The organism is Brevibacterium sp. SMBL_HHYL_HB1, from assembly GCF_018208375.1.
Taxonomy (GTDB): domain Bacteria; phylum Actinomycetota; class Actinomycetes; order Actinomycetales; family Brevibacteriaceae; genus Brevibacterium; species Brevibacterium intestinavium.
In genome coordinates this window covers 2,721,112-2,743,596 of sequence record NZ_CP062936.1, presented here as the reverse complement: position 1 = coordinate 2,743,596, position 22,485 = coordinate 2,721,112, and the positions used below count along the sequence as shown (strand labels likewise).

Annotated in this window: 17 protein-coding genes and 1 tRNA gene; 14 read left to right on the top strand and 4 right to left on the bottom strand. The window is 68.1% G+C overall.

The window, feature by feature from the left end; all coding sequences use genetic code 11:
* Positions 1-3: 3 nt before the first annotated feature.
* Positions 4-2,049, bottom strand: a complete 2,046-nt coding sequence (locus IG171_RS12745; protein ID WP_212127797.1) for an LPXTG cell wall anchor domain-containing protein — start codon at positions 2,047-2,049, stop codon at positions 4-6.
* 368 nt (positions 2,050-2,417) lie between these two features.
* Here IG171_RS12745 and IG171_RS12740 point away from each other — a divergent pair, with 368 nt between their 5' ends.
* Positions 2,418-3,956 (top strand): PrsW family intramembrane metalloprotease, encoded by a 1,539-nt coding sequence (locus IG171_RS12740; protein ID WP_249203678.1) that lies wholly within the window; start codon positions 2,418-2,420, stop codon positions 3,954-3,956.
* A 7-nt stretch (positions 3,957-3,963) separates the two neighbouring features.
* On the top strand, positions 3,964-5,154 hold the full coding sequence (locus tag IG171_RS12735; protein ID WP_212127796.1) for a MarP family serine protease: 1,191 nt from the start codon (positions 3,964-3,966) through the stop codon (positions 5,152-5,154).
* 30 nt (positions 5,155-5,184) lie between these two features.
* Here IG171_RS12735 and IG171_RS12730 read toward each other — a convergent pair whose 3' ends face one another.
* The 3 genes from IG171_RS12730 to upp all read right to left on the bottom strand — a co-directional run bounded on the left by IG171_RS12730 (position 5,185) and on the right by upp (position 7,963).
* Positions 5,185-6,126, bottom strand: coding sequence for an endonuclease/exonuclease/phosphatase family protein (locus IG171_RS12730; protein WP_212127795.1), 942 nt, complete (start codon positions 6,124-6,126; stop codon positions 5,185-5,187).
* A gap of 114 nt (positions 6,127-6,240) precedes the next feature.
* Entirely contained in the window at positions 6,241-7,059 is an 819-nt protein-coding gene (locus IG171_RS12725) for a winged helix-turn-helix transcriptional regulator (protein ID WP_212127794.1), read from the bottom strand.
* Between the two features lie 265 nt (positions 7,060-7,324).
* Positions 7,325-7,963, bottom strand: coding sequence for a uracil phosphoribosyltransferase (upp, locus tag IG171_RS12720; RefSeq protein WP_212127793.1), 639 nt, complete (start codon positions 7,961-7,963; stop codon positions 7,325-7,327).
* 71 nt (positions 7,964-8,034) lie between these two features.
* Between upp and IG171_RS12715 the strand changes: the two genes are divergently transcribed.
* The 12 genes from IG171_RS12715 to allB all read left to right on the top strand — a co-directional run bounded on the left by IG171_RS12715 (position 8,035) and on the right by allB (position 22,450).
* Positions 8,035-8,580 carry a tRNA adenosine deaminase-associated protein gene (locus IG171_RS12715; protein ID WP_212127792.1) on the top strand — a complete coding sequence of 182 codons (546 nt, stop codon included), beginning with the start codon at positions 8,035-8,037 and terminating at the stop codon, positions 8,578-8,580.
* Between the two features lie 41 nt (positions 8,581-8,621).
* Entirely contained in the window at positions 8,622-9,053 is a 432-nt protein-coding gene (locus IG171_RS12710; protein WP_212127791.1) for a nucleoside deaminase, read from the top strand.
* 77 nt (positions 9,054-9,130) lie between these two features.
* Positions 9,131-9,221, top strand: a tRNA-Ser gene (locus IG171_RS12705).
* A 277-nt stretch (positions 9,222-9,498) separates the two neighbouring features.
* Positions 9,499-10,965 carry an NCS2 family permease gene (locus tag IG171_RS12700; RefSeq protein ID WP_212127790.1) on the top strand — a complete coding sequence of 489 codons (1,467 nt, stop codon included), beginning with the start codon at positions 9,499-9,501 and terminating at the stop codon, positions 10,963-10,965.
* 208 nt (positions 10,966-11,173) lie between these two features.
* Positions 11,174-12,679, top strand: a complete 1,506-nt coding sequence (locus IG171_RS12695; RefSeq protein ID WP_212127789.1) for an FAD binding domain-containing protein — start codon at positions 11,174-11,176, stop codon at positions 12,677-12,679.
* Entirely contained in the window at positions 12,679-15,060 is a 2,382-nt protein-coding gene (gene xdhB / locus IG171_RS12690) for a xanthine dehydrogenase molybdopterin binding subunit (RefSeq protein WP_212127788.1), read from the top strand. Before IG171_RS12695 ends, xdhB begins: the two co-directional genes overlap by 1 nt.
* Positions 15,057-15,842 carry a xanthine dehydrogenase accessory protein XdhC gene (xdhC, locus tag IG171_RS12685; RefSeq protein WP_212127787.1) on the top strand — a complete coding sequence of 262 codons (786 nt, stop codon included), beginning with the start codon at positions 15,057-15,059 and terminating at the stop codon, positions 15,840-15,842. The genes xdhB and xdhC overlap by 4 nt, the downstream gene beginning before the upstream one ends.
* Positions 15,843-15,873: 31 nt before the next feature.
* Positions 15,874-17,160 carry a guanine deaminase gene (guaD, locus tag IG171_RS12680; protein ID WP_212127786.1) on the top strand — a complete coding sequence of 429 codons (1,287 nt, stop codon included), beginning with the start codon at positions 15,874-15,876 and terminating at the stop codon, positions 17,158-17,160.
* 166 nt (positions 17,161-17,326) lie between these two features.
* Positions 17,327-18,157: a TIM barrel protein gene (locus IG171_RS12675; RefSeq protein ID WP_212127785.1), complete on the top strand. Its 831-nt coding sequence runs from the start codon at positions 17,327-17,329 to the stop codon at positions 18,155-18,157.
* 33 nt (positions 18,158-18,190) lie between these two features.
* Positions 18,191-19,078, top strand: a complete 888-nt coding sequence (locus tag IG171_RS12670) for a 2-hydroxy-3-oxopropionate reductase (protein WP_212127784.1) — start codon at positions 18,191-18,193, stop codon at positions 19,076-19,078.
* A 116-nt stretch (positions 19,079-19,194) separates the two neighbouring features.
* On the top strand, positions 19,195-20,988 hold the full coding sequence (gcl, locus tag IG171_RS12665; RefSeq protein WP_212127783.1) for a glyoxylate carboligase: 1,794 nt from the start codon (positions 19,195-19,197) through the stop codon (positions 20,986-20,988).
* 130 nt (positions 20,989-21,118) lie between these two features.
* The gene (gene allB / locus IG171_RS12660) at positions 21,119-22,450 is read left to right on the top strand and encodes an allantoinase AllB (protein ID WP_249204342.1); all 1,332 of its coding nucleotides are present in this window, start codon (positions 21,119-21,121) and stop codon (positions 22,448-22,450) included.
* Positions 22,451-22,485: the final 35 nt, after the last annotated feature.

Genomic DNA, 22,485 nt, shown 5'->3' with positions numbered 1-22,485 from the left:
TTCTCAGTCGTTCTCGCGACGGCTGCCGGAGATCAGCAGCACCGTGGTCCCGAGTCCGACGAGGACGATGCCCAAGCCGATGAGCATGCCGTTGCCGGTGGTCCCGGTGCGTGGCAGCTCGGCCGTCGGGGCCGGGGCCGCAGGGGTCTCGGCGACCGGTGGGGTCTCGGGCTTCTCCGGGGCCTCGGGAGCCGCGGGCTGTTCTGGCTGTTCGGGCGGGGCCGGAGGTGTGCTCGGCTGCTCGGGCGGAGCCGGCGGGCTGGTCGGCTTCTCCGGCGGCGTGCTCGGTTCCTCCGGCGGTGCGGGCGGTGCCGGGGGAGTGCTCGGCTTCTCCTCGGGTGGGCGGTGCACGGTCTCGGCAGGCACGCCCCAGTCGCTCATCCATGCGGCGTTGACGTCGCTGCCTTCGATCTCGCTCACGAAGGTGACCCAGCCGACGGGCATATCGATCGGCTCAGTGCTGATCTCGGCCCGACCTTCGGCATCGGCGACGATGGTGACGTCCTGCGCCGAGAGTTCCTTGCCCTGGGGCTTCTGCGACTGCTCGGGTTCGGTCTCTACGTGGTAGGCGGTGACGGTGATGATGGCCTCGGAACCGGGTCGAAGCCCGGTCACGGCCACCTCGTCGTGGGTCTGCTTTCCTTCGAGCACCGCCTCGGTGTCGGCGGTCGGGGTCCAGGGGACGAACCCGGTCTCCCGTGGTTGGCCGTGGACGCCCTTCCATTCCTTCGTCGCCTCGTCCTCGGCGATCGTCTCGGTGAAGTAGAGCCAGCCGCGGAAGTCCTCGGGCACCGTGACCTCTCCGGAGGTGTGAGTGCCGTTGCCGACGTCGTTCGAGGTCACGGACCCGATTTCGCGGGCATCGTCGTTCTTCGTGCCCTGCTTCGGCTCTGTCGTGGTCTGCCACAGGGTGTGTTCGACGGTGACGGTGTGGTCGCCGATGAGGCCGGAGACGGTGAATTCGTCGGTGACGGCATCGCCGGGTGCAGGCGTCTGGTCGGAGATCTCCGTGGTCACCTTCGGCTGCGAGCTCATGTTCAGCGACGCCTTGCCTGTGACCGTGTCGGGTTCGTCCGGAGTGACGACCCGCTGGACACGGGTGCCCGTCGTCGGTTCGAAGATTCGCACGGTCTGCGGGGCGACTTCTGCCGAGGCGGTCACCGACAGGGTGCCCGGTGTGCTCGCCTGCAGGGTCGTGGTCACGGCCTCGCCTCCGGTGGTGAGCGTCTCCGGAGGGTCCTCTGCCCCGTCGACGCCGAGCGTGACGGGAACGTCGGGGACCTGTGCCGCGGAAGCGCTGGTCAGAGAGATCGTCAGCCTCGCCTCATCGGTCGGCGTGCCGAGGATCCTGCCCTCGTCCTTGTCACCGCCCGTATCGCGATCGGGTGCCTCGGAGTCCTTGGAGCCGAGTTCCTTCGCATCGGTGTCGTTCGAAACCGAAGCCCAGGAGTCAGGAGAAGTGTCGGATTCCGGGGCGGTGTGGGGTTCGAGCACGGGCATCCTCAGGACCGGCTCGAGGCTGACGTGGAGGGTGTAGGGCCCGGCGTACCTCTTCGCCTTCGTGAGTATCGACGAGTGCTGTTTCGCCGCGCCGGTGAACTTCCTGCCCAGGTCGGCGGGCTTCTGCGGCGGCACCTTGTGGTCATGGGGGAGCGTCTTGTCGAGCCGGGCGATGGCACTCAGGGCGGCTTGGACGTCCTTCGACTTCGAATCCGCGTATTCGTGCAGTGCCCATGCCGTCTGTGCGGAGGTGGCCGGTTCGGACGTCGCGCCCCTGAAGTACTTCGACAGCGGCGACTTCTTGCCCGCATCGATGCAGTAGGCCGAGGTGTCGGGGAAGGTCCGGTATGAGCCGTACCACGTCTTGCCGGCCTTCGCATGATGCCAGATGCCCGGACCGTAGGCGTTCGGAGCCGTGAGCACCGGTACCTCGCCGAGTCCGGAGGGAGGGCCTGCGGCCAGAGCGGGGCCGAGCCCGATCAGCGAGGCCACAGTGAGAACGGTCAGGAGCAGTGCGGTGTACCGCGAAGCGAGTCTGAAAGCAGTCATGCTTCGATTCGACATGGAGCCCCTGCTCGGCGGCCAGAGTCTGCAGATCGCCTGTGGAAAGGAGGTCGAGCATCCACAGGAAAATGCGCTTGAGTCTGCGGTGTGCGCTCCGGGTTCGGGACGGCCAGTGGTGCGGAAATCGGCCGCATCCGGTCGCCTGAGTGGTCGGGAGTCTCGCCGCGGCAGTGACTGCGTGGCCTTGAATCCACAGCCGAAAGCGTTCGAGTCGGCCGATGATCGGGCCTTCGCGGGAGGTGTCAGTCGGCTGAGGTGTTGCTGGACGGACACAGCGACGTGCCCCTGTCGTCGATGTTCGACCGTAAACTTGGAATCAGCGGTACTTTCCCCCGATTGAAGAAGGACGATCTATGTCGGCACAGAACGGTCCCGGCTCGCAGGGACCGAACAGGCCCGGGCTGTGGCGTCCCCAGCCTCCCCAGGTGCAGGCTCCGGTCAACCCGAGTCCTCCGCCCGCCCAGGCGATGCCGCAGTCCGGACAGGTGCCGCCCCAGCAGAGCGATGAGCGGTTCCGACCCCGTCCCCAGCAGCAGGGGCGGCCGCCGATGCCGGGTGGCCCACCTATGCAGGGGCAGCCGCCGATGCCGGGACAGCCGCCCATGCAGTGGCAGCCGCCGGTGTCCGCCCGTGTCTATGCGCAGCCGCGGTTCGCTCCGACCGTGACCCAGGAGATGCGGATGCGCGCCGGGATGCAGGCCCCGCCGCAGATGGTCACCGAGACCCCGTGGACCGGAGCGGTGCGACAGTCCCAGCCGCAGACCGAGCCCGGTTCGACCGAGAACATCATCCGGCTCGCCATCGGCATCGTCGTCCTCGTCGCACTCTTCGGCGGCCTGCTGCTCATGGCGCTGCTGGGCGGACTGAGCTTCGGTCTGCGCCTGTTCGCCCTCATCGGGCTGTCGGCGGTCCCGCTCATCGGCATCATCGCCTATGTGCTGTGGCTGGATCGGTGGAAACCGCAGCCGAAGATCCTCTTGGGCATCTGCCTGCTCTGGGGCGCCGTCGCCGCAGTCATCCTCACCCTCGTCTTCTCCCTGTTCAGCGACATCGCGCTCTACATGGTCGGCATCGACGGGGTGCCCAGCATCATCGGCGCGGTCTTCCAAGCCCCGGTCGTCGAGGAGTCGACGAAGACCGTCCTCCTCGTCGTCATCGTCCTCGCGGCTCGCCGCTACTTCGAAGGCCCCCTCGACGGCCTCGTCTACGGCGCCCTCATCGGCGCCGGATTCGCCTTCACGGAGAACATCCTCTACCTCGGCGGGGCCTGGAACGAGAACCAGTTCGAAGGGCTGATCGAGATCTTCATCCTGCGGTGCCTGTGCGCCCCGCTGCTGCACACGGCGTTCTCGACCTGCGCCGGCGTGACCATCGGCTTCGCCGCACGCAAATGGCCGTGGTGGTCGCTGATCCTGATGTGGCTGCCCGGTCTCGTATTCGGCATGGTGCTGCACAGCTTCTGGAACGGCACGATGGCCCTGCTCGGGGCCTTCCCCGAGATCGTCAACCGGATCGGTCTCATCGTCCTCAGCCTCATCCTCTCCGGAGCCTGGGTCGCCCTCGGCCTGGTCCTGCGTCGCAGCGAGAGGATGCACACCCAGAACATGCTCGGCGACTATGCGAACTCCGGTTGGCTCACCCACGCCGAGGTCGACATGCTCGGGACCTGGAAGGGACGGAAGAACGGTCGCCGCTGGGCGGCCTCGTTCCCCGGCGGCAAGGAGGAGATGCGGACCATGATCCGACTCTCGGGCAAGCTGTCGACCACCCGCATGCGCGTGCTCGCCGGCATCGGCGGCGACCAGGAGCGCATGATCGAACGGGCCGAGCTCAAACGGTTCTCAGACACCCGCGACCGGCTGCTGGCCGCCGCCGCACGTCCAGCACGGTGAATCCGCCGTGACCGTCGTCGACATCGTCCTCATCGTCCTCGGCATCGGCACGCTGTTCGCCGGTTTCCGCCAGGGACTCATCACCGCTCTCGGCACGGCCGCGGGCTTCGTGGCCGGGTGGATCGTCGGGCGACTGCTCTCACCGCTGGTCGAATCGCTCAGCGAGGGCACGGCGGCGATGGAGAACCCCGGCGTGCTCATGCTGCTCGCCTCGATGCCCTTGGTCCTCAGCGTCCTCTTCGCCTTCGCCGGCAGCGGCATCGGGGCGTGGATCAAACGCTCGATGGACTCGGATCTGGGGCAGGGCATCGACGCCATCGGCGGCACCATCACCGCCGGCATCGTCTACGTCCTCGTCGTCTGGCTCGCCGCGGGATTCATCCGCACCACCCCACTGGTCGAACCGAACCGGTGGGTCGCCGACTCCACGGTCATCGCAGCCATCGACCGGACCATCCCGTATTCGTCCCAGACGGCTCTCGGCGGGCTGGCCGAGGGGCTCAACGCCACCGGATTCCCCCAGGTGTTCTCCGGCCAGCCCGAACAGATCCGCGGTGTGGGAGAGCCCGATGAGGCCATGATCGATGTCGGTCGAGGCGTCGAGGAATCGGTCGTCAAGATCACGACCACGGCCACCACCTGCCCCGCCGGTTCGGAAGGGTCCGGCTTCGTCTACCGCGACGGACTCGTGGCCACCAATGCCCACGTCGTGGCCGGATCCTCGGAACTGGCCGTCCAGGCCGCCGGTCGGGGACGGCCCTATTCCGCCGAGGTGGTCGAATTCGACGCCGAGGCCGATGTGGCCGTTCTCCGGGTGCCCGAACTCGAGGCTCCCGCCCTCGACTTCGGCGACGGTCTGGGTCCCGGTGACGACTCCGTGGTCGTCGGCTTCCCCGCCAACGGCCCCTATACGATCTCACCGACACGGGTGCGGGAGACCGTCAGCGCCCGCGGCCTCGACATCTACGATTCGAACTCGGTCGTCCGCGAGGTCTATTCGGTGCGCGGCATCGTCCGCGAAGGCAACTCGGGCGGACCGCTGCTCGACTCGAACGGCGATGTCGTCGGCATGGTCTTCGCCCGTTCGGCCACCGACTCCGAGACCGGCTATGCGCTCACCCGCGCCGAGATCGCCGACGAGCTCGAGGCCGGGGCCAACAGTTCCACCGCCCAGCCGACCGGTCAGTGCACCAATTGAGGCAGCCCGAGACCCGCATCGGCCCAGGGCCTACTTGAGATCCAGCCCGGCGAGCACGGCTCGGTGGTCGCTCGACCCGCGCTCGAGGACCTCGTCGAAGGAGGCGTCGAAGCCGCGGTAGAGGACATGATCGAGCCGGGTCACCGGGAACCGCGCCGGCCAGGTGAAGCCAAAGCCGCCTCGGGCCTGCTCCCGGGAGTCCTCGAGCTGGGGGACCAGCGTCGACAGATTGCCGTCGGTCGAGGCTGTGTTGAAGTCCCCGGCGACGATGACGTGATCGGCCGAGTCGGTCTTGACCACCGTGGACAGGCGACGCAGGGCGGCGTTGCGCATCGATTCGTGCCCCGGGCGCACCGAGGGCATGTGCACGGCGTAGAAGCGGATATCACCGTGATCGGTCGAGATCGTGGTCGCGAACGCACGCGGCCACTGCAGTCCCAGATCGACCTCCTCGGGTTCGGACATGGGCCATTTCGACCAGACTCCGATGGTGTCGACGACCCGGGCATGGGTGAATGCGGAGTCGAGCTCCTTGTGGATGATCTTGCCCGACAGGGACTCGAGCTCCTGGATCGTGACGATGTCGGGATCCTGGTCGACGAGGTTCTGCGCCGCGGCCGTGGGCTGCGGCATCCGAGCGCCCACATTGTGCGTGGCCACCTTCAGATCCGCGTCCCCGGACGACTGGTTGGGCAGCAGCGCGGGCCCGAACATGCCCGTCCACACGAGCGCGGAGATGACAAGGCCGATGACCGACAGCCATGAGAATCGGATGAGGGTCATGAGCAGCACGAGGGCGAGGAAGATCCCCGTCCACGGCAGGAGCGACTCGACGATGAGGGCGATGCCCATCCTCGTCGGCAGCAGATCGTGGAGAAGCAGGAACGCCGCATAGAGGATCCCGAAGATCAATGCGGTGATGCCCTTGGCGGGATGGGGCCTTCTGCGCGCCGGTGAAAGTGCCTGGTTCATCGATCAATGATCATAACCGGGAAGTCTGGCTTCGGGCTGGGTGGGCGGTGCGATGCGGCTCACAGGCCCGGGGACGCCGGATCGAGGAGGACTCAGTGCCGGGCCGAGGAGGACTCAGTGCCGGGCGGTGGCGCTCCAGACGGTGACGTCCGGGTGGGTGTCGTAGCGGTAGCCCGAACCCCTCATCGTCCGCACCACCGAGGCGTATTCGCCGAGGCGGCGGCGCAGGCGGCGGATGTGCACGTCCACGGTGCGCTCGTCGGGGACCTCACCGTCGGACCAGACGGCGCTGATCAGCTCCTCGCGGGGCAGGGTCTCATCGGCGTGGGTGACGAGGGTGGCGAGCAGGTCGAATTCCTTCGTCGTCACGTCGACGAGCTCACCATCGATGCGGACTTCGCGACGCGGGATGTCGATGCGCAGGCGCTCACCTGCGGCATCGGTGTAGACATCGCCGGCCCGGCCGCCGAAGCCGCGGGGGGACACGGGCGCCGGGGCGGTGTCCTCCCGCAGGGTCGGCGGGTGGATGCGGTTGGGGATCCTCGACCGCACGGGTCCGTGGGTGGCCGCCGGTGCGCCGGTCGCGGCGGGGGAGCCGGTGGCCACGGCGCGGACGGCGTCGATGTCGCTGCCCCGGCCCTCCGGGGCCAGGGCGATGACGGCCTGGGTCTCGGCCTGGCTGGCCAGCTCCTTCGCATAGGCCTGCAGCTCACCGGCGATGGCGGAGAGGTTCGTGCCGTCGGCGGCGGCCTTGGACTCGTCGAGTCCGATGTAGACGATGACGCCGCGGGCGGCCTTCGGGGAGGGAACGACACCGGCAGGTCCGAAGGTGTGCGGGGCGTTCTGCGGGTCGACTGCGCTCAACCTGGCTCCTGCGCGTCGGGTGGCCACTGCGCTGCGCGGGTGGACGTAGGCGGGTTCTGGATTCGGCATGACTGTCCTTTGCTCCGACCATCGGGTCGATGTGACTGAATGAGTCCGCTGCTGATGGGTGCGTGTACTCGTTCGAGGCCGGACAGCGGGAGGGTGATCACCGACCGCGAACGCAGCGCATACACATGGCTGCTGCGGACATTCGCATCAAACGGATCGGTGAAGTCATGGCTTCATTATTTGTCACAAAACGAAGCGGTTGCAACGACGCGGGCGAAAATGAGACGACTGTGACGAAATATGACGAAAGGCTGAGTCCGGATGCTCAGTCGACGATTCCGTACATCCGGTCCCCGGCGTCGCCGAGTCCGGGGACGATGTAGCCCTTCTCGTTGAGTCGCTCGTCCAAGGCCGCGGTGTAGATCTTCACCTCGGCGGCGTCGCTGTAGTCGCGTTCGATGCGCTCGACGCCCTCGGGGGCGGAGACGAGGCAGACGGCGGTGACGTCGCGGGCGCCGCGGGCGAGCAGGAAGTCGATGGCCATGGCCAGGGTGCCGCCGGTGGCGAGCATCGGGTCGACGACGAAGATCTGTCGACCGGTGAGGTCCTCCGGCAGGCGGTCGGCATAGGCGCTGGGCTCGAACGTGGTCTCATCGCGGACCATGCCGAGGAAGCCCACCTCGGCAGTGGGCAGGATGCGCAGCATCCCGTCGAGCATGCCCAGTCCGGCGCGCAGGATCGGAACCACGATGGGCCGCGGTTCGGCGATGCGGGTGCCGGTGAAGTCCGAGACCGGCGTCGAGATCTGCTTGTCCTCGACGGCCAGTGAGCGCGTGGCCTCGTAGGCCAGCAGCATCACGAGCTCTTCGGTGAGCTGCCGGAAGCGGGCGGAGTCCGTGTCTCGATCGCGCAGGACGGTGAGTTTGTGGGCGATGAGCGGGTGATCTGCTGCGTGAAGATGCATACCCGAAATGTTACGGGAGAACCGGGCATGCGGCAGTGGTCAACGCCGGTGGGAGCGTCCACAATGGAAGCATGTCGTATTTCACTGAGATCCTGGCCGATTCCGGCGACGGCTTCCGAGCCCTCGACGTCGATGTCGGCGATGCGAACGACCTCGACGATCTGGCCGATATGATGCGCGCCGCCTCGGGAGACGACGGCGAAGCGGTCGCCGTCATCGAACACGAGGACGAATGGTTCGGCCTCGTGCGCCTGTGCGAGAACAACGAGATCAAGGTCTTCCTCTCCGATCTCGCCGCGGTCGAGGCCAGCCCGTTCGCCCCGATCTTCTCCGACTTCCTCGACTCCCGCCCCGATGCCTACGAAGCAGAGCCCGAGGAGGACTTCGGCATCGACGAGGACGAGACCGATGATGAGTCCGATGACGACGAGGTCGAGATGCTCGAGTTCGACCCCGACGCCGAATGGGGCGGAGACGCCGACATCTACGCCGACCGGGGAGTGGCCGCCGCGGTGCTCATCGACCAGGTCGAGGCGCACCGGTCCGACCCGGCCCGCGTCGTCGCCCACGTCGGCGAGGCCGTGGGCTTCGCCGACCAGCTCGAGGCCGCCCGCTGATCCCCGGTCCCGGCGCGGGAGGCGCAAGGGACGCGGAATGGATGGGACTCGCCCTCGCCGAGGCGGTCCTGGCTCCGGCCCATGACGACGTGCCCGTCGGCGCCGTGGTCGTCGACGGGCGCGGGGACGTGATCGGCCGCGGTCACAACCGGCGGGAGGTCGACGGCGATCCGCTCGGCCACGCCGAACTCATGGCGATCTCGGCCGCCGCGGAGGCCGCGGGCAGGTGGCGCCTGGATGACTGCACGCTCGTGGTCACCCTCGAACCCTGCGCGATGTGCGCGGGAGCGGCCGTCGGCGCCCGCATCGCCCGGGTCGTCTTCGGGGCCTTCGACGACAAGGCCGGTGCCGTCGGCTCGGTGTGGGATCTGCTGCGCGACCGTGCCGCCCTCCACCATCCCGAGGTGACCTCCGGGGTGAGGGCCGAGGAGAGCCGGAGCCTGCTGCGGGACTTCTTCGCCGACCGGAGGTGACGCCGGCTGGCGGCAGTGGCCCACCTCACGGAATCTCGATTTGGCGGCCGAAAGTGCAGCGCTGTACAGTTGTCGGCGGTGGCGTGTCCGAGCGGCCGAAGGTGCGACACTCGAAATGTCGTGTAGGGCAACCCCCTACCGTGGGTTCAAATCCCACCGCCACCGCCATGTGGAACCCCTGCCAGCCTCATCGCTGAGCAGGGGTTTTGCTGTGTCGCAGGACTGGTTGGGGTCAGTTCGGCCCGATCCGTGCCAGGATGTGATGTTTGACACAGCCTCTCCCTCAGAGCAGACTATGCCGATGGAATAGAAATAGGTTTCCGGGATGCGGAATCACGGTTCCCTGTGGAGCCGATCTATTCCTATGCGCACGTTCAAGGCGCAGAGCCTGTGACAACGCAGTCGCAGGCTGACCAAATCGAACAGATCAAGGGGTCCCATCTCAATGGCTGACAACGACCAGACCACAGCGGTGAAGACCGCGTCCGACAGACTTGGTCTCTTGGACAGATTCTTCGAAATCACAGCACGCGGCTCGTCGATCAGACAGGAGATCCGCGGAGGCATCGTCGCCTTCATCGCGATGGCCTACATCGTCGTGCTCAACCCGCTCATCCTCGGCGGATCCGAGGACGTGGTGGGCAACTCGCTCGACTTCGCCCAGCTGACCGCGGTCACCGGCCTCGTCGCGGGTGTCATCACCATCCTCTTCGGAGTCGTCGCGCGTCTGCCCTTCGCCCTGGCTGCGGGCCTGGGCATGAACTCCTTCCTCGCCGTCTCCGTGGTCGGAGAGGTCACCTGGCCGGAGGCGATGGGGCTGACGGTCATCAACGGCGTCATCATCGTCGTCCTCGGCGCCACCGGCATTCGCACGGCCATCTTCAACGCCGTACCCCACGCGCTGAAGGTCGCGATCACAGTCGGCATCGGCCTGTTCATCGCCTTCATCGGCTTCGTCAACTCCGGATTCGTCACCCGCACTCCGGACGGGCCGCCCGTCCAGCTGGGCCAGGACGGTTCGATCGCCTCTCTGCCGACTCTCGTGTTCGTCGTCGCGCTCATCATCATCGGAACGCTCGTGGCTCGGCAGGTGCCCGGTGGGATCCTCATCGGCATGGCGGTGGCCACGGTCATCGCGATGATCATCCAGGCGTTCGCCAAGCTCGGCACCGTCGGCGATCCCGTCGATCCCGACCCGCTGGGCTGGAACCTCAGCGCGCCCGAGCTGCCCGGCCAGATCGTGGCGGTGCCTGACTTCGGACTGCTCGGCGCCTTCGACCTCTTCGGCTCCTTCGAGCGGATCGGCGTGTTGGCCGCGACGATGCTCGTCTTCACCCTCGTATTCACGAACTTCTTCGATGCGATGGGAACGATGACGGGCCTGGCACGCGGGGCCGGGCTCCAGACGAGCGACGGCATGTTCCCCCGCATCCGCGGTGCATTCGTCGTCGAGGGGCTCGGCGCAGTTGCCGGCGGTGCGTCCTCGGCCTCGTCGAACACCGTCTTCGTCGATGCTGCGGCCGGAATCGCAGAGGGCGCCAGGACCGGTTTCGCTGCGCTCGTGACAGGTGTGCTCTTCCTGGTGTCGATGTTCTTCGCCCCGCTCATCGGAGTCATCCCGATGGAGGCCGGAGCCGCTGCCCTCGTCGTCGTCGGCGCGATGATGGTCACGCAGGTCAAAGAGATCGACATGAGCGATTTCCGCACCTCGCTGCCGGTCTTCCTCACCATGGTGACGATGCCGCTGACCTATTCCATCGCCAACGGCATCGGCGTCGGATTCATCTCCTGGTCCCTCATCCATGTCATGAGCAGACGCGGCCGCGATGTCCACTGGCTGCTGTGGGTGGTCTCGGCAGGATTCGTCCTGTACTTCGTTCGCGGACCGATTTCGGCTATCTTGGGAGGATGAGCAATATGAGTGAGATCACAGCCTGGCCGAAGGGGCAGATCGCACACGGGGAATGAGGACATCGCCGTGGGCGGCGAGACCTGCCGCCGGCGACACGACGATGTTCTTCACTGCTGTTCGCATGGATAACCAGAAGTCTCGAAGAACATAGCAAGCGCTCCAACCATGCATGGTGCGTCTCAGCGAAGAGGCGCAGGAGGTAAATGCGATGTCTGCGACGACGACAGACCGCTCGATCGCCGAGGTCTCGGTCAACGGAGAGACCCGCGAATTCGACGGACCGACACACATGAACGCCCTGGACTTCCTCCGGGGCCAAGGCCTGACCGCCGCCAAGGAAGGCTGTGCGGAGGGCGAATGCGGGGCCTGCGCGATCATGATCGCCCGCCCCGATGCCGAGGGCGGCACCCGCTGGACCTCGATCAACTCCTGTCTGCTGCCGGCAGCGGCACTCGACGGCCAAGAAGTCATCACCGCCGAGGGGCTGGCCGACGCCGAGGGCGTCCACCCCGTCCAAGAGGAGATGGCGGTGCGCGGCGGATCCCAGTGCGGCTACTGCACCCCCGGCTTCATCTGCTCGATGGCCGCCGAATACTACCGGCCCGAACGCGCGGCCGATGCCGTCGCCGGCGCTGCTGGGGGTTCCGATCATCACTGCGGGCCCAACGGCTTCGATCTCCACTCCCTGTCCGGCAACCTCTGCCGCTGCACGGGCTACCGCCCCATCCGCGACGCCGCCTACGCCCTCGGCCAGCCCGAGGCCGATGACGCGATCGCCGCACGACGCGAGCAGCCGGCCCCCGCCTCGGCGGCCACCGATCTCCACTGCGCCGACACTGCCGGGGGCGAATTCGGCCGCTACCGGCGACCGGCCACGCTCACCGAGGCACTCGACATCCTCGCCGCCGAACCCGATGTCACCGTCGTCGCCGGGGCCACCGACTGGGGCGTGGAGGTCAACATCAAGGGAGCACGCGCGAAATCGGTGCTCGCCATCGACCGTCTGCCCGAACTGCGGGGCATCCGCCGCAACGGCGAGGACATCGAGCTCGGAGCGGCCTCGACGCTGTCCGAACTCGAGCGCGACCTCGCCGGCGAGATCCCGCTGCTGGGCAAGCTGTTCCCGCAGTTCGCCTCCCGCCTCATCCGCAACGGCGCCACGATCGGGGGCAACCTCGGCACCGGTTCGCCCATCGGCGACGCCCCACCGGCGCTGCTGGCACTCGAGGCGAAGCTCGTGCTCACCTCGGTGCGGGGCCAGCGGATCGTCGAGCTGAATGACTACTTCACCGGCTATCGGCAGACCGTGCGCGAGGCCGATGAACTCATCACCGCCATCCGCATCCCCCAGCCGCTGGCACCGCTGACGTCGTTCCAGAAGATCGCCAAGCGCCGCTTCGACGACATCTCCTCGGTGGCCATCGGCTATGCCGTCGATGTCACGGACGGAACCGTGACCAAGGCTCGGATCGGCCTCGGCGGAGTCGCGGCGACCCCGCTGCGGGCCCTGTCGACCGAAGCCCGACTCGAAGGCAGCCCCTGGAGCCTCGAGACCGTGCATGCAGCGGCCGAGACCCTGGCCGCCGAGGGCACACCGATGGACGACCACCGAGCGAGCGCGAAGTACCGCACGGCGATGCTGAGGTCCTCGCTCGAACGCTTCTATGCCGAGCAGCTCGGCCGCATGGCCGCGACCAGCAAGGAGGTCAAGTGATGAGCCAGCTGTCCCAGCGCCCCGCCGACCCGATCGTCGGCGAACGCCACCCCCATGAGAGCGCCTTCGGCCATGTCACCGGATCCGCGCTCTATACCGACGACCTCGTCGGACGCCTGACCGGCGTCCTCCACGCCTACCCTGTGCAGTCGACGGTCGCCCACGCCCGACTGAACTCGCTCGACGTCGAAGGCGCCTACCGGGTGCCCGGAGTCGTTCGGGTCATCACCGCCGCGGACATCCCCGGCGTCAACGACCAGGGCGTCAAACACGATGAGCCGATGCTGCCGGAAGACGAGATCATGTTCTACGGCCAGCCGCTGGCCTGGGTGCTCGCCGAGAGCCTCGAGGCCGCGAAGGAGGCAGCGGCGGCGGTCGTCGCCGACACCGATGCCCTGGACTCGCTCGTGACCGTGCGCGAAGCGATCGCGGCCGACAGCTACCACGGCAAGCCTCTGACGATCGACAAGGGCGAGGTCGATTCCGCCCTGACCGACGCCGCCCACGTCTTCGAGGGCGAGTTCGAGTTCGCCGGTCAGGAGCACTTCTACCTCGAAACCCAGGCCTGCCTGGCCCATGTCGACGAGAGCGGGCAGATCTTCGTCCAGTCCTCGACCCAGCATCCGACGGAGACGCAGGACATCATCTCCCACGTCCTCGGCATCCCCGCCCACGAGGTGACCGTGCAGTGCCTGCGCATGGGCGGAGGATTCGGCGGCAAGGAGATGCAGCCCCACGGCTATGCCGCGGTCGCGGCACTCGGGGCCAGACTGACGGGTCGGCCGGTGCGCCTGCGGCTGGACCGCACATGCGATATCACGATGACCGGCAAACGCCACGGCTTCCACTCCTCGTGGAGGGTCGGCTTCACCGAGGACGGCAGGATCCTCGCCCTCGACGCGAACCTGACCGCCGACGGCGGATGGAGCCTCGACCTGTCCGAACCCGTGCTCACCCGGGCCATGTGCCATATCGACAACGCCTACTGGGTGCCGAACATCCGCGTGGTCGGTCGCATCGCCAAATGCAACAAGACCTCGCAGACGGCCTTCCGCGGCTTCGGCGGGCCGCAGGGGATGCTCGTGATGGAGGACATCCTCGGCCAGGTCGCACCGAAACTGGGGCTGAGCGCCCGTGAGCTGCGGCGGCGGAACTTCTACGCCGAGGGCCAGGACACGCCCTACTATCAGCCGGTCCGCCATCCGGAGAGGATCGGGGCCTGCTGGGATCAGCTCATCTGCGAATCCGACCTGGAGGCCAGGGAGCTCGAGATCGAGGCCTTCAACGCCGGCAGCGACTACGTCAAACGCGGGCTGGCGATCACCCCGGTGAAGTTCGGGATCTCGTTCAACCTCACCGCCTTCAACCAGGGCGGGGCGCTCGTGCTCGTGTACAAGGACGGATCCGTCCTCGTCACCCACGGCGGGACCGAGATGGGCCAGGGCCTGCACCAGAAGATGCTGCAGGTCGCGGCCACCACCCTCGGGGTGCCCCTGTCGACCGTGCGCCTGGCGCCCACTCGCACGGACAAGGTGCCGAACACCTCGGCGACGGCGGCCAGCTCCGGCTCCGACCTCAACGGCGGGGCGGTGAAGAACGCCTGCGATCAGATCCTCGAGCGGCTCAAGCAGGTCGCGGCGGGCATCCTCGGGGCCCCCGCCCACGAGGTGGTCATCTCCCGCGGCATCGTCACCGCTCTGTCCTCGTCGAAGTCCGTGAGCTGGGAGGAGCTGATCAACACCGCGTACTTCCAGCGCATCCAGCTCTCGGCCTCGGGCTTCTACCGGACCGAGGGCCTGCACTGGAACCTGTCGCAGATGCGCGGCGAGCCCTTCAAGTACTTCGCCTACGGCGCCGCGGTCTCCGAGGTCGAGGTCAACCGCTTCGACGGCTCCTACACTCTGCGCCGCGTCGACATCGTCCACGACGTCGGGGACTCCCTGTCTCCGCTCATCGACCTCGGCCAGATCGAGGGCGGATTCGTCCAGGGCGCAGGATGGCTGACCCTGGAGGATCTGCGCTGGGACGACTCCGACAAGCCCAGCCGGGGACGCCTGGCCACGCAGGCGGCGAGCACCTACAAGATCCCGAGCTTCTCCGAAGCCCCCGAGGTCTTCAACATCTCGCTGCTGGACAAGGCCCACGAGGAGGGCGCGGTCTACGGTTCGAAGGCCGTGGGCGAACCCCCGCTCATGCTCGCCTTCTCCGTCCGCGAGGCCCTGCGCGAGGCCGTGGCCGCCTTCGGCGCACCCGGCTCCTCGGTGCGGCTGGCCTCCCCGGCCACCCCCGAGCAGGTGTTCTGGGCCATCGAGGACGTCCGCTCCCGGACCACGGCGGCCGAGTCCCCGGCCGAAGCGGAAGGACACCGAGTTCCGTCATGACCTGGATGGACACCGCAGCCGAGCTCCGCGGGGCTCGGGTGCCCGCCGTCCTCGTCACTCTCGCCTCGGTGCGCGGCCACGCCCCGCGCGAGGCCGGAGCGAAGATGATCGTCACCGCCGATGACCTGTTTGGAACCATCGGCGGAGGCAATCTCGAGATGACGGGACTCACCCGTGCCCGCGAACTGCTGGCCGCCGGCCAGTCGGGTCCGGAGATGCTGACCCTGCGGCTCAACGACAAGGCCCCTGCCGAATACGGTCGTCAGTGCTGCGGCGGGGAGGTCACGGTGCTGTTCGAACCGCTGCCCGTGCCCGCCTCGGCGGCGATCTTCGGCATCGGCAACATCGGACTCGAACTCACCCGGATACTGAGCCGACACGACCTCGACCTCGTCGTATCCGACTCCCGGCCCGAACAGCTCGAGGCCCTCGACGGCCTCGAGTCGCCGGTCGCGCGGATCCGTCGGGAGTTCGCCGTCGTCGGCGAGGAAGTGCTCATCGGGCTTCCGCCCGGCAGCCACGTGCTCATCATGACCCACGACCACGCCGAGGACCTGCACCTGTGCTCGGCTGCCCTGGCTCGAGGCGATCTGGGCTCGATCGGGCTGATCGGCTCGCGGGCCAAATGGCAGCGCTTCCGCAAGAACCTCGCCGACGAAGGCTTCTCATTCGAGACCATCGACACCATCCGATGCCCGATCGGACTGCCCGCACTGACCGGCAAGGAGCCGGCCACGATCGCCGTCAGCGCGGCCGCAGACCTGCTGACCCGCATGGCCTGAGTGCCACCCACCTGCTTCAAGGAGAACCCCTGTGATCATCTATCGTGCGCGTGTCTTCGACACCCCGGACAGTCCCTTCACCGGAGGGCGACTGCGCAGCGAATCCGACATCGCCCTCGTCGTCGACGACGGGCTCATCACCGCCCGCACCGATCTGCCCACCGCCCGGGCCGCCCATCCCGACGCCGAGGTCGTCGACCTGCGATCCGGTGTGCTCATCCCCGGCCTCATCGACACCCATGTCCACCTCCCGCAGGTGCGGGCCATCGGCCACCTGGGCAGACCCCTGCTCGACTGGCTCGACCACTGCGCCCTGCCCGAGGAGGCGAAGCTGTCCGACGACACCTACGCCGCGGCCGTGGCCGAGGAGTTCCTCACGGGGCTGACCTCGGCCGGGACCACCTCGGCGATGGTCTTCGGCGCGCACTTCGGGGCGGCGATGGACATCTTCTTCTCCGCGGCCGCGAAGGCCGGTCTGCGGATCACCTCCGGGCTGGTCACCAGCGACCGGAACCTGCCCGAGGCGCTGCTGACCGACGTCGAGACCTCGGTGGCCGAAGGGCAGAGGCTCATCGACGCCTGGCACGGGACCGGCCGACTGCGGTATGCGGTGACACCGCGCTTCTCCTTCTCCGCCGGGCCCGAGCTGCTCGCCGCCGGTGGGGCGCTGGTCGCCGACAATCCCGACATCTGGGTGACCTCGCACATCAACGAGAACCGCGACGAGGTCACCGGGGTCGCGCAGATCCACCCCGAGGCTCTCGACTACCTCGACACCTATGACCGGGCGGGTCTGCTCGGCCGGCGCACGGTGCTCGCCCACAACGTCCACCCACAGGACCGGGAACTGGCGCGCATGGCCGAGGTCGGGGCCGTCGCCGCGCACTGCCCGACCTCGAACTCGGCGCTGGCCAGCGGGTTCTTCCCCCTGCGCCGCCACCTCGAGGCCGGGGTGCGGGTCGCGCTGGGTTCGGACGTCGGGGCCGGCACGGGCTTCAATCTGCTCAAGGAAGGGGTCCAGTCGTACTTCATGCAGCAGCTCGACCCGACCGGGGGAGTGGCGCTGGACTCCGCGCACCTGCTGCATCTGGCCACCTCCGCCGGCGCCGAGGCGCTCGCCCTCGACGAGGTCGGCGATCTGTCGGTGGGCAAGCGCTTCGACGCCGTGCTCATCGACCCGGTCGCCGGCCAGCCGCTCGACGTCGGCATCCGGCATGCCGGCGACGATTCCGATGCCCTGGCCGCGATCTTCGCCATGGGCACCCCGGGCGACATCGCCCGAGTGTGGGTCGACGGCGAACTCGTCAAAGCCTCCTGACCCTCCTGTCGTTCGACGGCGGCCCAGTCACCTCTGGGCCGCCGTCTTCTGCATTCAGGGGCGGGGCGGCGGACAGGGTTGACTCGCCGCGGGGCGCCTGTCTATGCTTATTTCACGCAATGGAAACAGACTTCCGCACTACGGAAAATTCTCAAAGGAGAGCTCCATGACCGCGACATTCGACTTCACCGCAGCCGACAGCTACATCGTCAACTGCTCCACACTGCTGACCGAGCTGCCCGTGATGGAGAGAGCACAGGCCGCGAAGGACGCAGGATTCGACCGGGTCGAGTTCTGGTGGCCCTTCGACGGCAATCCGACGCCGAGCCAGGCCGAGGTCGATGAATTCATCGCCTCGCTCGAGACCGCCGGAGTCGAGCTCGCCGGACTGAACTTCTGGGCCGGGAACATGGCCGGAGGCGACCGCGGCATGGTCTCGATCCTCGGCGCCGAGGCGGACTTCGCCGCCAACGTCGACATCGTCGTCGAGATCGGCCGCCGCACCGGATGCAAGGCCTTCAACGCCCTCTACGGACTGCGCACCGAGGGCCAGGACCCCGCGGACCAGGACGCCGCAGCCTTGGCCAACCTCGCCCTGGCCGCCCGCGCGGTGTCGAAGATCGACGGAACGGTCCTCGTCGAGCCCGTCTCCGGAGCCGAGGACTACCCGCTCAAGCGCTACGCCGACGCCGCCGAGGTCGTCGCCCGGGTCCGCGCCGACGGAGCCGAGAACGTGGCCGTGCTCGCCGACCTCTTCCACATGTCGGTCAACGGCGACGACGTCGCCGCGGTCATCGAGGCCGAGGCCGCGAACTTCGGTCACATCCAGATCGCCGACGCCGAGGGCCGCGGAGCACCGGGCACCGGTCAGCTGCCGCTGAGCGAGTGGATCGACCGCGCCTACGGCCTCGGCTACACCGGACCCATCGCCCTGGAATACAAACAGGACCGCGCCACCGCCTTCGACTGGCTGACCCCCGCCGCCCAGACCGCCTGAGACCCCGTACCTGAGAGGGAAGGAAGAACCCCAATGAGCAAGACGATCGCATTCATCGGACTCGGAATCATGGGCCTGCCCATGGCCAAGAACCTCGTCAGCGCAGGCTTCACCGTCCGCGGCTTCAATCGCACCCCGGCCAAGGCCGAAGCCCTCGCCGAGGCGGGAGGACAGGCCGCAGCCACCATCGCCGAGGCCGTCGACGGCGCGGATGTCATCATCACCATGGTCCCGGACTCACCCGACGTCGAGAACGTGCTGCTCGGCGACGAGGGCATCCTCGCCTCGGCCGCGGCCGGTGCCACCTGGATCGACTTCTCGACCATCCGCCCCGATGTGGCCACGGACCTGGCCGAGCAGGCCAAGGAGAAGGGCCTGAAGCCGCTCGACGCCCCGGTCTCCGGCGGAGAGCCGGGAGCCATCGACGGAGTGCTGTCGATCATGGTCGGCGGCGAGAAATCCGACTTCGACGCCGTGTCCGAGGTCTTCGACGCCGTGGGCAAGACGATCGTGCTCGTCGGCCCCTCGGGCGCGGGCCAGACGGTCAAGGCCGCCAACCAGCTCATCGTCGCCGGCAACATCGGTCTGCTGGCCGAGGCCGTGGTCTTCCTCGAAGCCTACGGAGTCGAGACCACCTCGGCGCTCCAGGTGCTCGGCGGCGGACTCGCCGGCTCCAAGGTCCTCGACCAGAAGGGGCAGAAGATGCTCGACCGCTCCTTCGACCCCGGATTCCGCCTGCAGCTGCACCACAAGGACATGGGCATCGTCACCGCCGCCGCCCGCGAGGCCGGTGTGGCGATCCCGCTCGGCTCGACCGTCGCCCAGCTCGTGGCCTCGACGGTCCAGCAGGGCAACGGCGGACTGGACCACTCGGGTCTGTTCACCGTCGTCGAGCAGCTCTCGGGCAAGGACCGGGGCTGAACCACCGCCGTCCGGCGGTCCACGGCGGGGCCGGCGGCCCAACGACACCGTCGGTCCCGCCCTGCCACCAGCATCCGAGGCGACAGAGCCGTCGCCTGACGAAAGAAGGAAGAACAATGACACGTATGCGCGCTGTCGACGCAGTGGTGCTCATCCTCGAGAAGGAAGGCGCCACCGAGACCTTCGGTCTGCCGGGAGCGGCGATCAACCCGCTGTACTCGGCGATGAGGGCCCACGGCGGGATCCGCCACACCCTGGCCCGCCATGTCGAGGGGGCCTCGCACATGGCCGATGGCTACACCCGGGCCGCTGCCGAGAACATCGGAGTCTGCATCGGCACCTCCGGACCCGCCGGCACGGATATGATCACCGGTCTCTACGCCGCGGCCGCGGACTCGCAGCCGATCCTGTGCATCACCGGCCAGGCGCCCGTGGCCGTGCTCGACAAGGAGGACTTCCAGGCCGTCGACATCTCCTCGATCGCCAAGCCGGTGACGAAGATGGCCAAGACGGTGCTCGAGGCCGGACAGGTGCCCGGAGTGTTCCAGTCCGCCTTCCAGCTCATGCGCTCGGCCCGTCCCGGACCGGTGCTCATCGACCTTCCCCTCGATGTGCAGCAGACCGAGATCGACTTCGACATCGACACCTACGAGCCCCTGGCGCCGTCGACGCCGGCGGCCACCTCGGCGCAGGCCGAGCGGATCCTCGACCTCATCGCGGACGCCGAGCACCCGCTCATCATCGCCGGCGGCGGGATCATCAACGCCGAGGCCTCCGACCGCCTCGTCGAATTCGCCGAACTGACCTCCATCCCGGTCTCGCCCACCCTCATGGGCTGGGGCGCGATCCCCGACGATCACGAACTGGCCGCCGGCATGGTCGGCATCCAGACGCATGTCCGCTACGGCAACGCCTCCTTCCTCGAGTCCGACCTCGTCATCGGCATCGGCAACCGGTGGGCCAATCGCCATACCGGTGACCTCGGCGTCTACCGGAAGGGACGCAAGTTCGTCCACATCGACATCGAGCCCACGCAGATCGGACGCGTGTTCGCCCCCGACTACGGCGTGGTCTCCGATGCCGGTGCCGCCCTCGACGCGCTGCTGACCGCCGCCCGCGCCCGCGCCGGTCGACTGCCGGACTTCACGGGCTGGGCCGGTGAGTGCACGGCCCGGAAGTCGACCGAGCACCGGAAGACGAACTTCACCGAGGTGCCGATCAAACCGCAGCGGGTCTACCAGGAGATGAACGCCGCCTTCGGCAAGGACGTCACCTATGTCTCGACGATCGGTCTGAGCCAGATCGCCGGAGCCCAGATGCTCCACGTCTACAAACCCCGCCACTGGATCAATGCCGGACAGGCCGGACCGCTGGGCTGGACCGGACCGGCGGCGCTCGGGGTGGCCCGCAGCAAACCGGGCGAGACCGTCGTCGCGCTCTCCGGCGACTACGACTTCCAGTTCATGATCGAAGAGCTCGCCGTCGGCGCCCAGCACCGGATCCCCTATGTCCACGTCGTGGTCAACAACTCCTACCTCGGACTGATCCGCCAGTCCCAGCGCGGATTCGACATGGACTTCGAGGTGTCCCTGGCGTTCGAGAACATCAACGCCTCGGGTTCGACCTCCTCGGGATACGGCGTCGACCACGTGGCCGTGGCGCAGGGGCTGGGATGCAAGGCCGTGCGCGTCGAGGACCCCGAGCTCATCGGCGAGGGACTGCGCGTGGCCACGGAGCTGATGAACGAGCACCAGGTGCCCGTGGTCGTCGAAGTCATCCTCGAGCGCGTCACGAACATCTCGATGGGCACCGCACTCGATGCCATCAACGAGTTCGACACGCTGGCCCAGACGCCGGCCGACGCCCCGACGGCTCTGACGCCGATGGGCGAACTGGCGGCGGCCAAGTAAACTGAGAACGGTATACCGTTGAGGGTGCGTGTGCCGCGCACCTGCCGATCGCGGGGCCGGGGGTATCGCACCCCCGGCCCCGCGATCGGGCGACAGAGGAGGAACATTGAGCAATGACGCCACGTACGACCTGGTCATCCACGCCGAGCGTGCGGTGCTGCCCGACGGTGTCGACTCCGCCCGGATCGGGGTCAGGGACGGCCGGATCGTCGAGATCGCCGGCGGTGGAGCCGAACTCAACGAGGCCGCCTCGGCGCGGGTGGACGTCATCGAGGTCGGCCCCGACGAGGTGCTGCTGCCTGGACTCGTGGACTCCCACGTCCACGTCAACGATCCCGGTCGCGCCGAATGGGAGGGCTTCGCCAGCGCCACCCGAGCCGCCGCGGCCGGAGGAGTCACGACGATCGTCGACATGCCGCTGAACTCGCTGCCGCCGACGGTCGACGTCGCGGCACTCGAGACCAAGCGCGAGGTCGCAGGCCCGAAGGCCTTCGTCGACGTCGGCTTCTGGGGCGGAGCGATCCCCGGCAACACCGATCAGCTGCGGGCCCTGCACGAGGCTGGCGTCTACGGGTTCAAGTGCTTCCTCGAGGACTCCGGGGTCGAGGAGTTCCCGCCCCTGGAACCGGCCGAGATGCAGACCGATATGGCCGAGATCGCCTCCTTCGACGGGATGCTCATCGTCCATGCCGAGGACCACGAAGTGCTGACGGGGGCGCCGAAGAACTCCGGGCCGAAGTTCTCCGACTACCTCGCCACCCGACCGCGGGAGGCCGAGAACGTCGCGATCGCCCGAGTCATCGACGCCGCGCGGGCGACCGGGGCCCGCGCTCACATCCTCCACCTGTCGTCGGCCGATGCGCTGGACCAGATCGCGGCCGCCAAGGCCGAGGGCATCCGGCTCACCGTCGAGACCTGCCCCCACTACCTCGTCTTCTCCGCCGAGGAGATCCCCGACGGGGCGACGACGCACAAGTGCTGCCCGCCGATCCGTGAGGAGGCGAACCGCGAGGCGCTGTGGCAGGGGCTGATCGACGGCACCATCGACTGCATCGTCTCCGACCACTCGCCCTCGACGGCCGAGCTCAAACTGCTCGACACCGGTGACTTCGGCGCGGCCTGGGGCGGGATCTCGTCCCTGCAGCTCGGGCTGTCCCTCGTGTGGACCGAGGCCGTCGAGCGCGGCATCGACCTCGCCGAGGTCGTCGGCTGGATGGCGACGGCTCCGGCCGAGGTGGCCCGGGTGGGGGACAAGGGTGCGATCGCGGTGGGCAAGGACGCGGACTTCGCCGTGTTCGCCCCCGATGAGGAGTGGACCGTCCGCGCCGCCGACCTCTACCACCGCAATCAGATCACCGCCTATGACTCCCGCACCGTCCGCGGTCGGGTCACCCGCACGCTGCTGCGCGGTGCCGCCGTCGACTTCGACGAGCCCCGCGGTGCCCTGCTCAGCGCCCGCTGACCCGCGCACAGCCGAAACGGCGGCCCGGATGCCTG

Bases quoted from the DNA above. Each gene is read 5' to 3' on its own strand.
- IG171_RS12745 (WP_212127797.1), bottom strand. From the start codon at position 2,049: ATGACTGCTTTCAGACTCGCTTCGCGGTACACCGCACTGCTCCTGACC.
- IG171_RS12740 (WP_249203678.1), top strand. From the start codon at position 2,418: ATGTCGGCACAGAACGGTCCCGGCTCGCAGGGACCGAACAGGCCCGGG.
- IG171_RS12730 (WP_212127795.1), bottom strand. From the start codon at position 6,126: ATGAACCAGGCACTTTCACCGGCGCGCAGAAGGCCCCATCCCGCCAAG.
- IG171_RS12725 (WP_212127794.1), bottom strand. From the start codon at position 7,059: ATGCCGAATCCAGAACCCGCCTACGTCCACCCGCGCAGCGCAGTGGCC.
- upp (WP_212127793.1), bottom strand. From the start codon at position 7,963: ATGCATCTTCACGCAGCAGATCACCCGCTCATCGCCCACAAACTCACC.
- IG171_RS12715 (WP_212127792.1), top strand. From the start codon at position 8,035: ATGTCGTATTTCACTGAGATCCTGGCCGATTCCGGCGACGGCTTCCGA.
- IG171_RS12710 (WP_212127791.1), top strand. From the start codon at position 8,622: ATGGGACTCGCCCTCGCCGAGGCGGTCCTGGCTCCGGCCCATGACGAC.
- IG171_RS12700 (WP_212127790.1), top strand. From the start codon at position 9,499: ATGGCTGACAACGACCAGACCACAGCGGTGAAGACCGCGTCCGACAGA.
- IG171_RS12695 (WP_212127789.1), top strand. From the start codon at position 11,174: ATGTCTGCGACGACGACAGACCGCTCGATCGCCGAGGTCTCGGTCAAC.
- xdhB (WP_212127788.1), top strand. From the start codon at position 12,679: ATGAGCCAGCTGTCCCAGCGCCCCGCCGACCCGATCGTCGGCGAACGC.
- xdhC (WP_212127787.1), top strand. From the start codon at position 15,057: ATGACCTGGATGGACACCGCAGCCGAGCTCCGCGGGGCTCGGGTGCCC.
- IG171_RS12675 (WP_212127785.1), top strand. From the start codon at position 17,327: ATGACCGCGACATTCGACTTCACCGCAGCCGACAGCTACATCGTCAAC.
- IG171_RS12670 (WP_212127784.1), top strand. From the start codon at position 18,191: ATGAGCAAGACGATCGCATTCATCGGACTCGGAATCATGGGCCTGCCC.
- gcl (WP_212127783.1), top strand. From the start codon at position 19,195: ATGACACGTATGCGCGCTGTCGACGCAGTGGTGCTCATCCTCGAGAAG.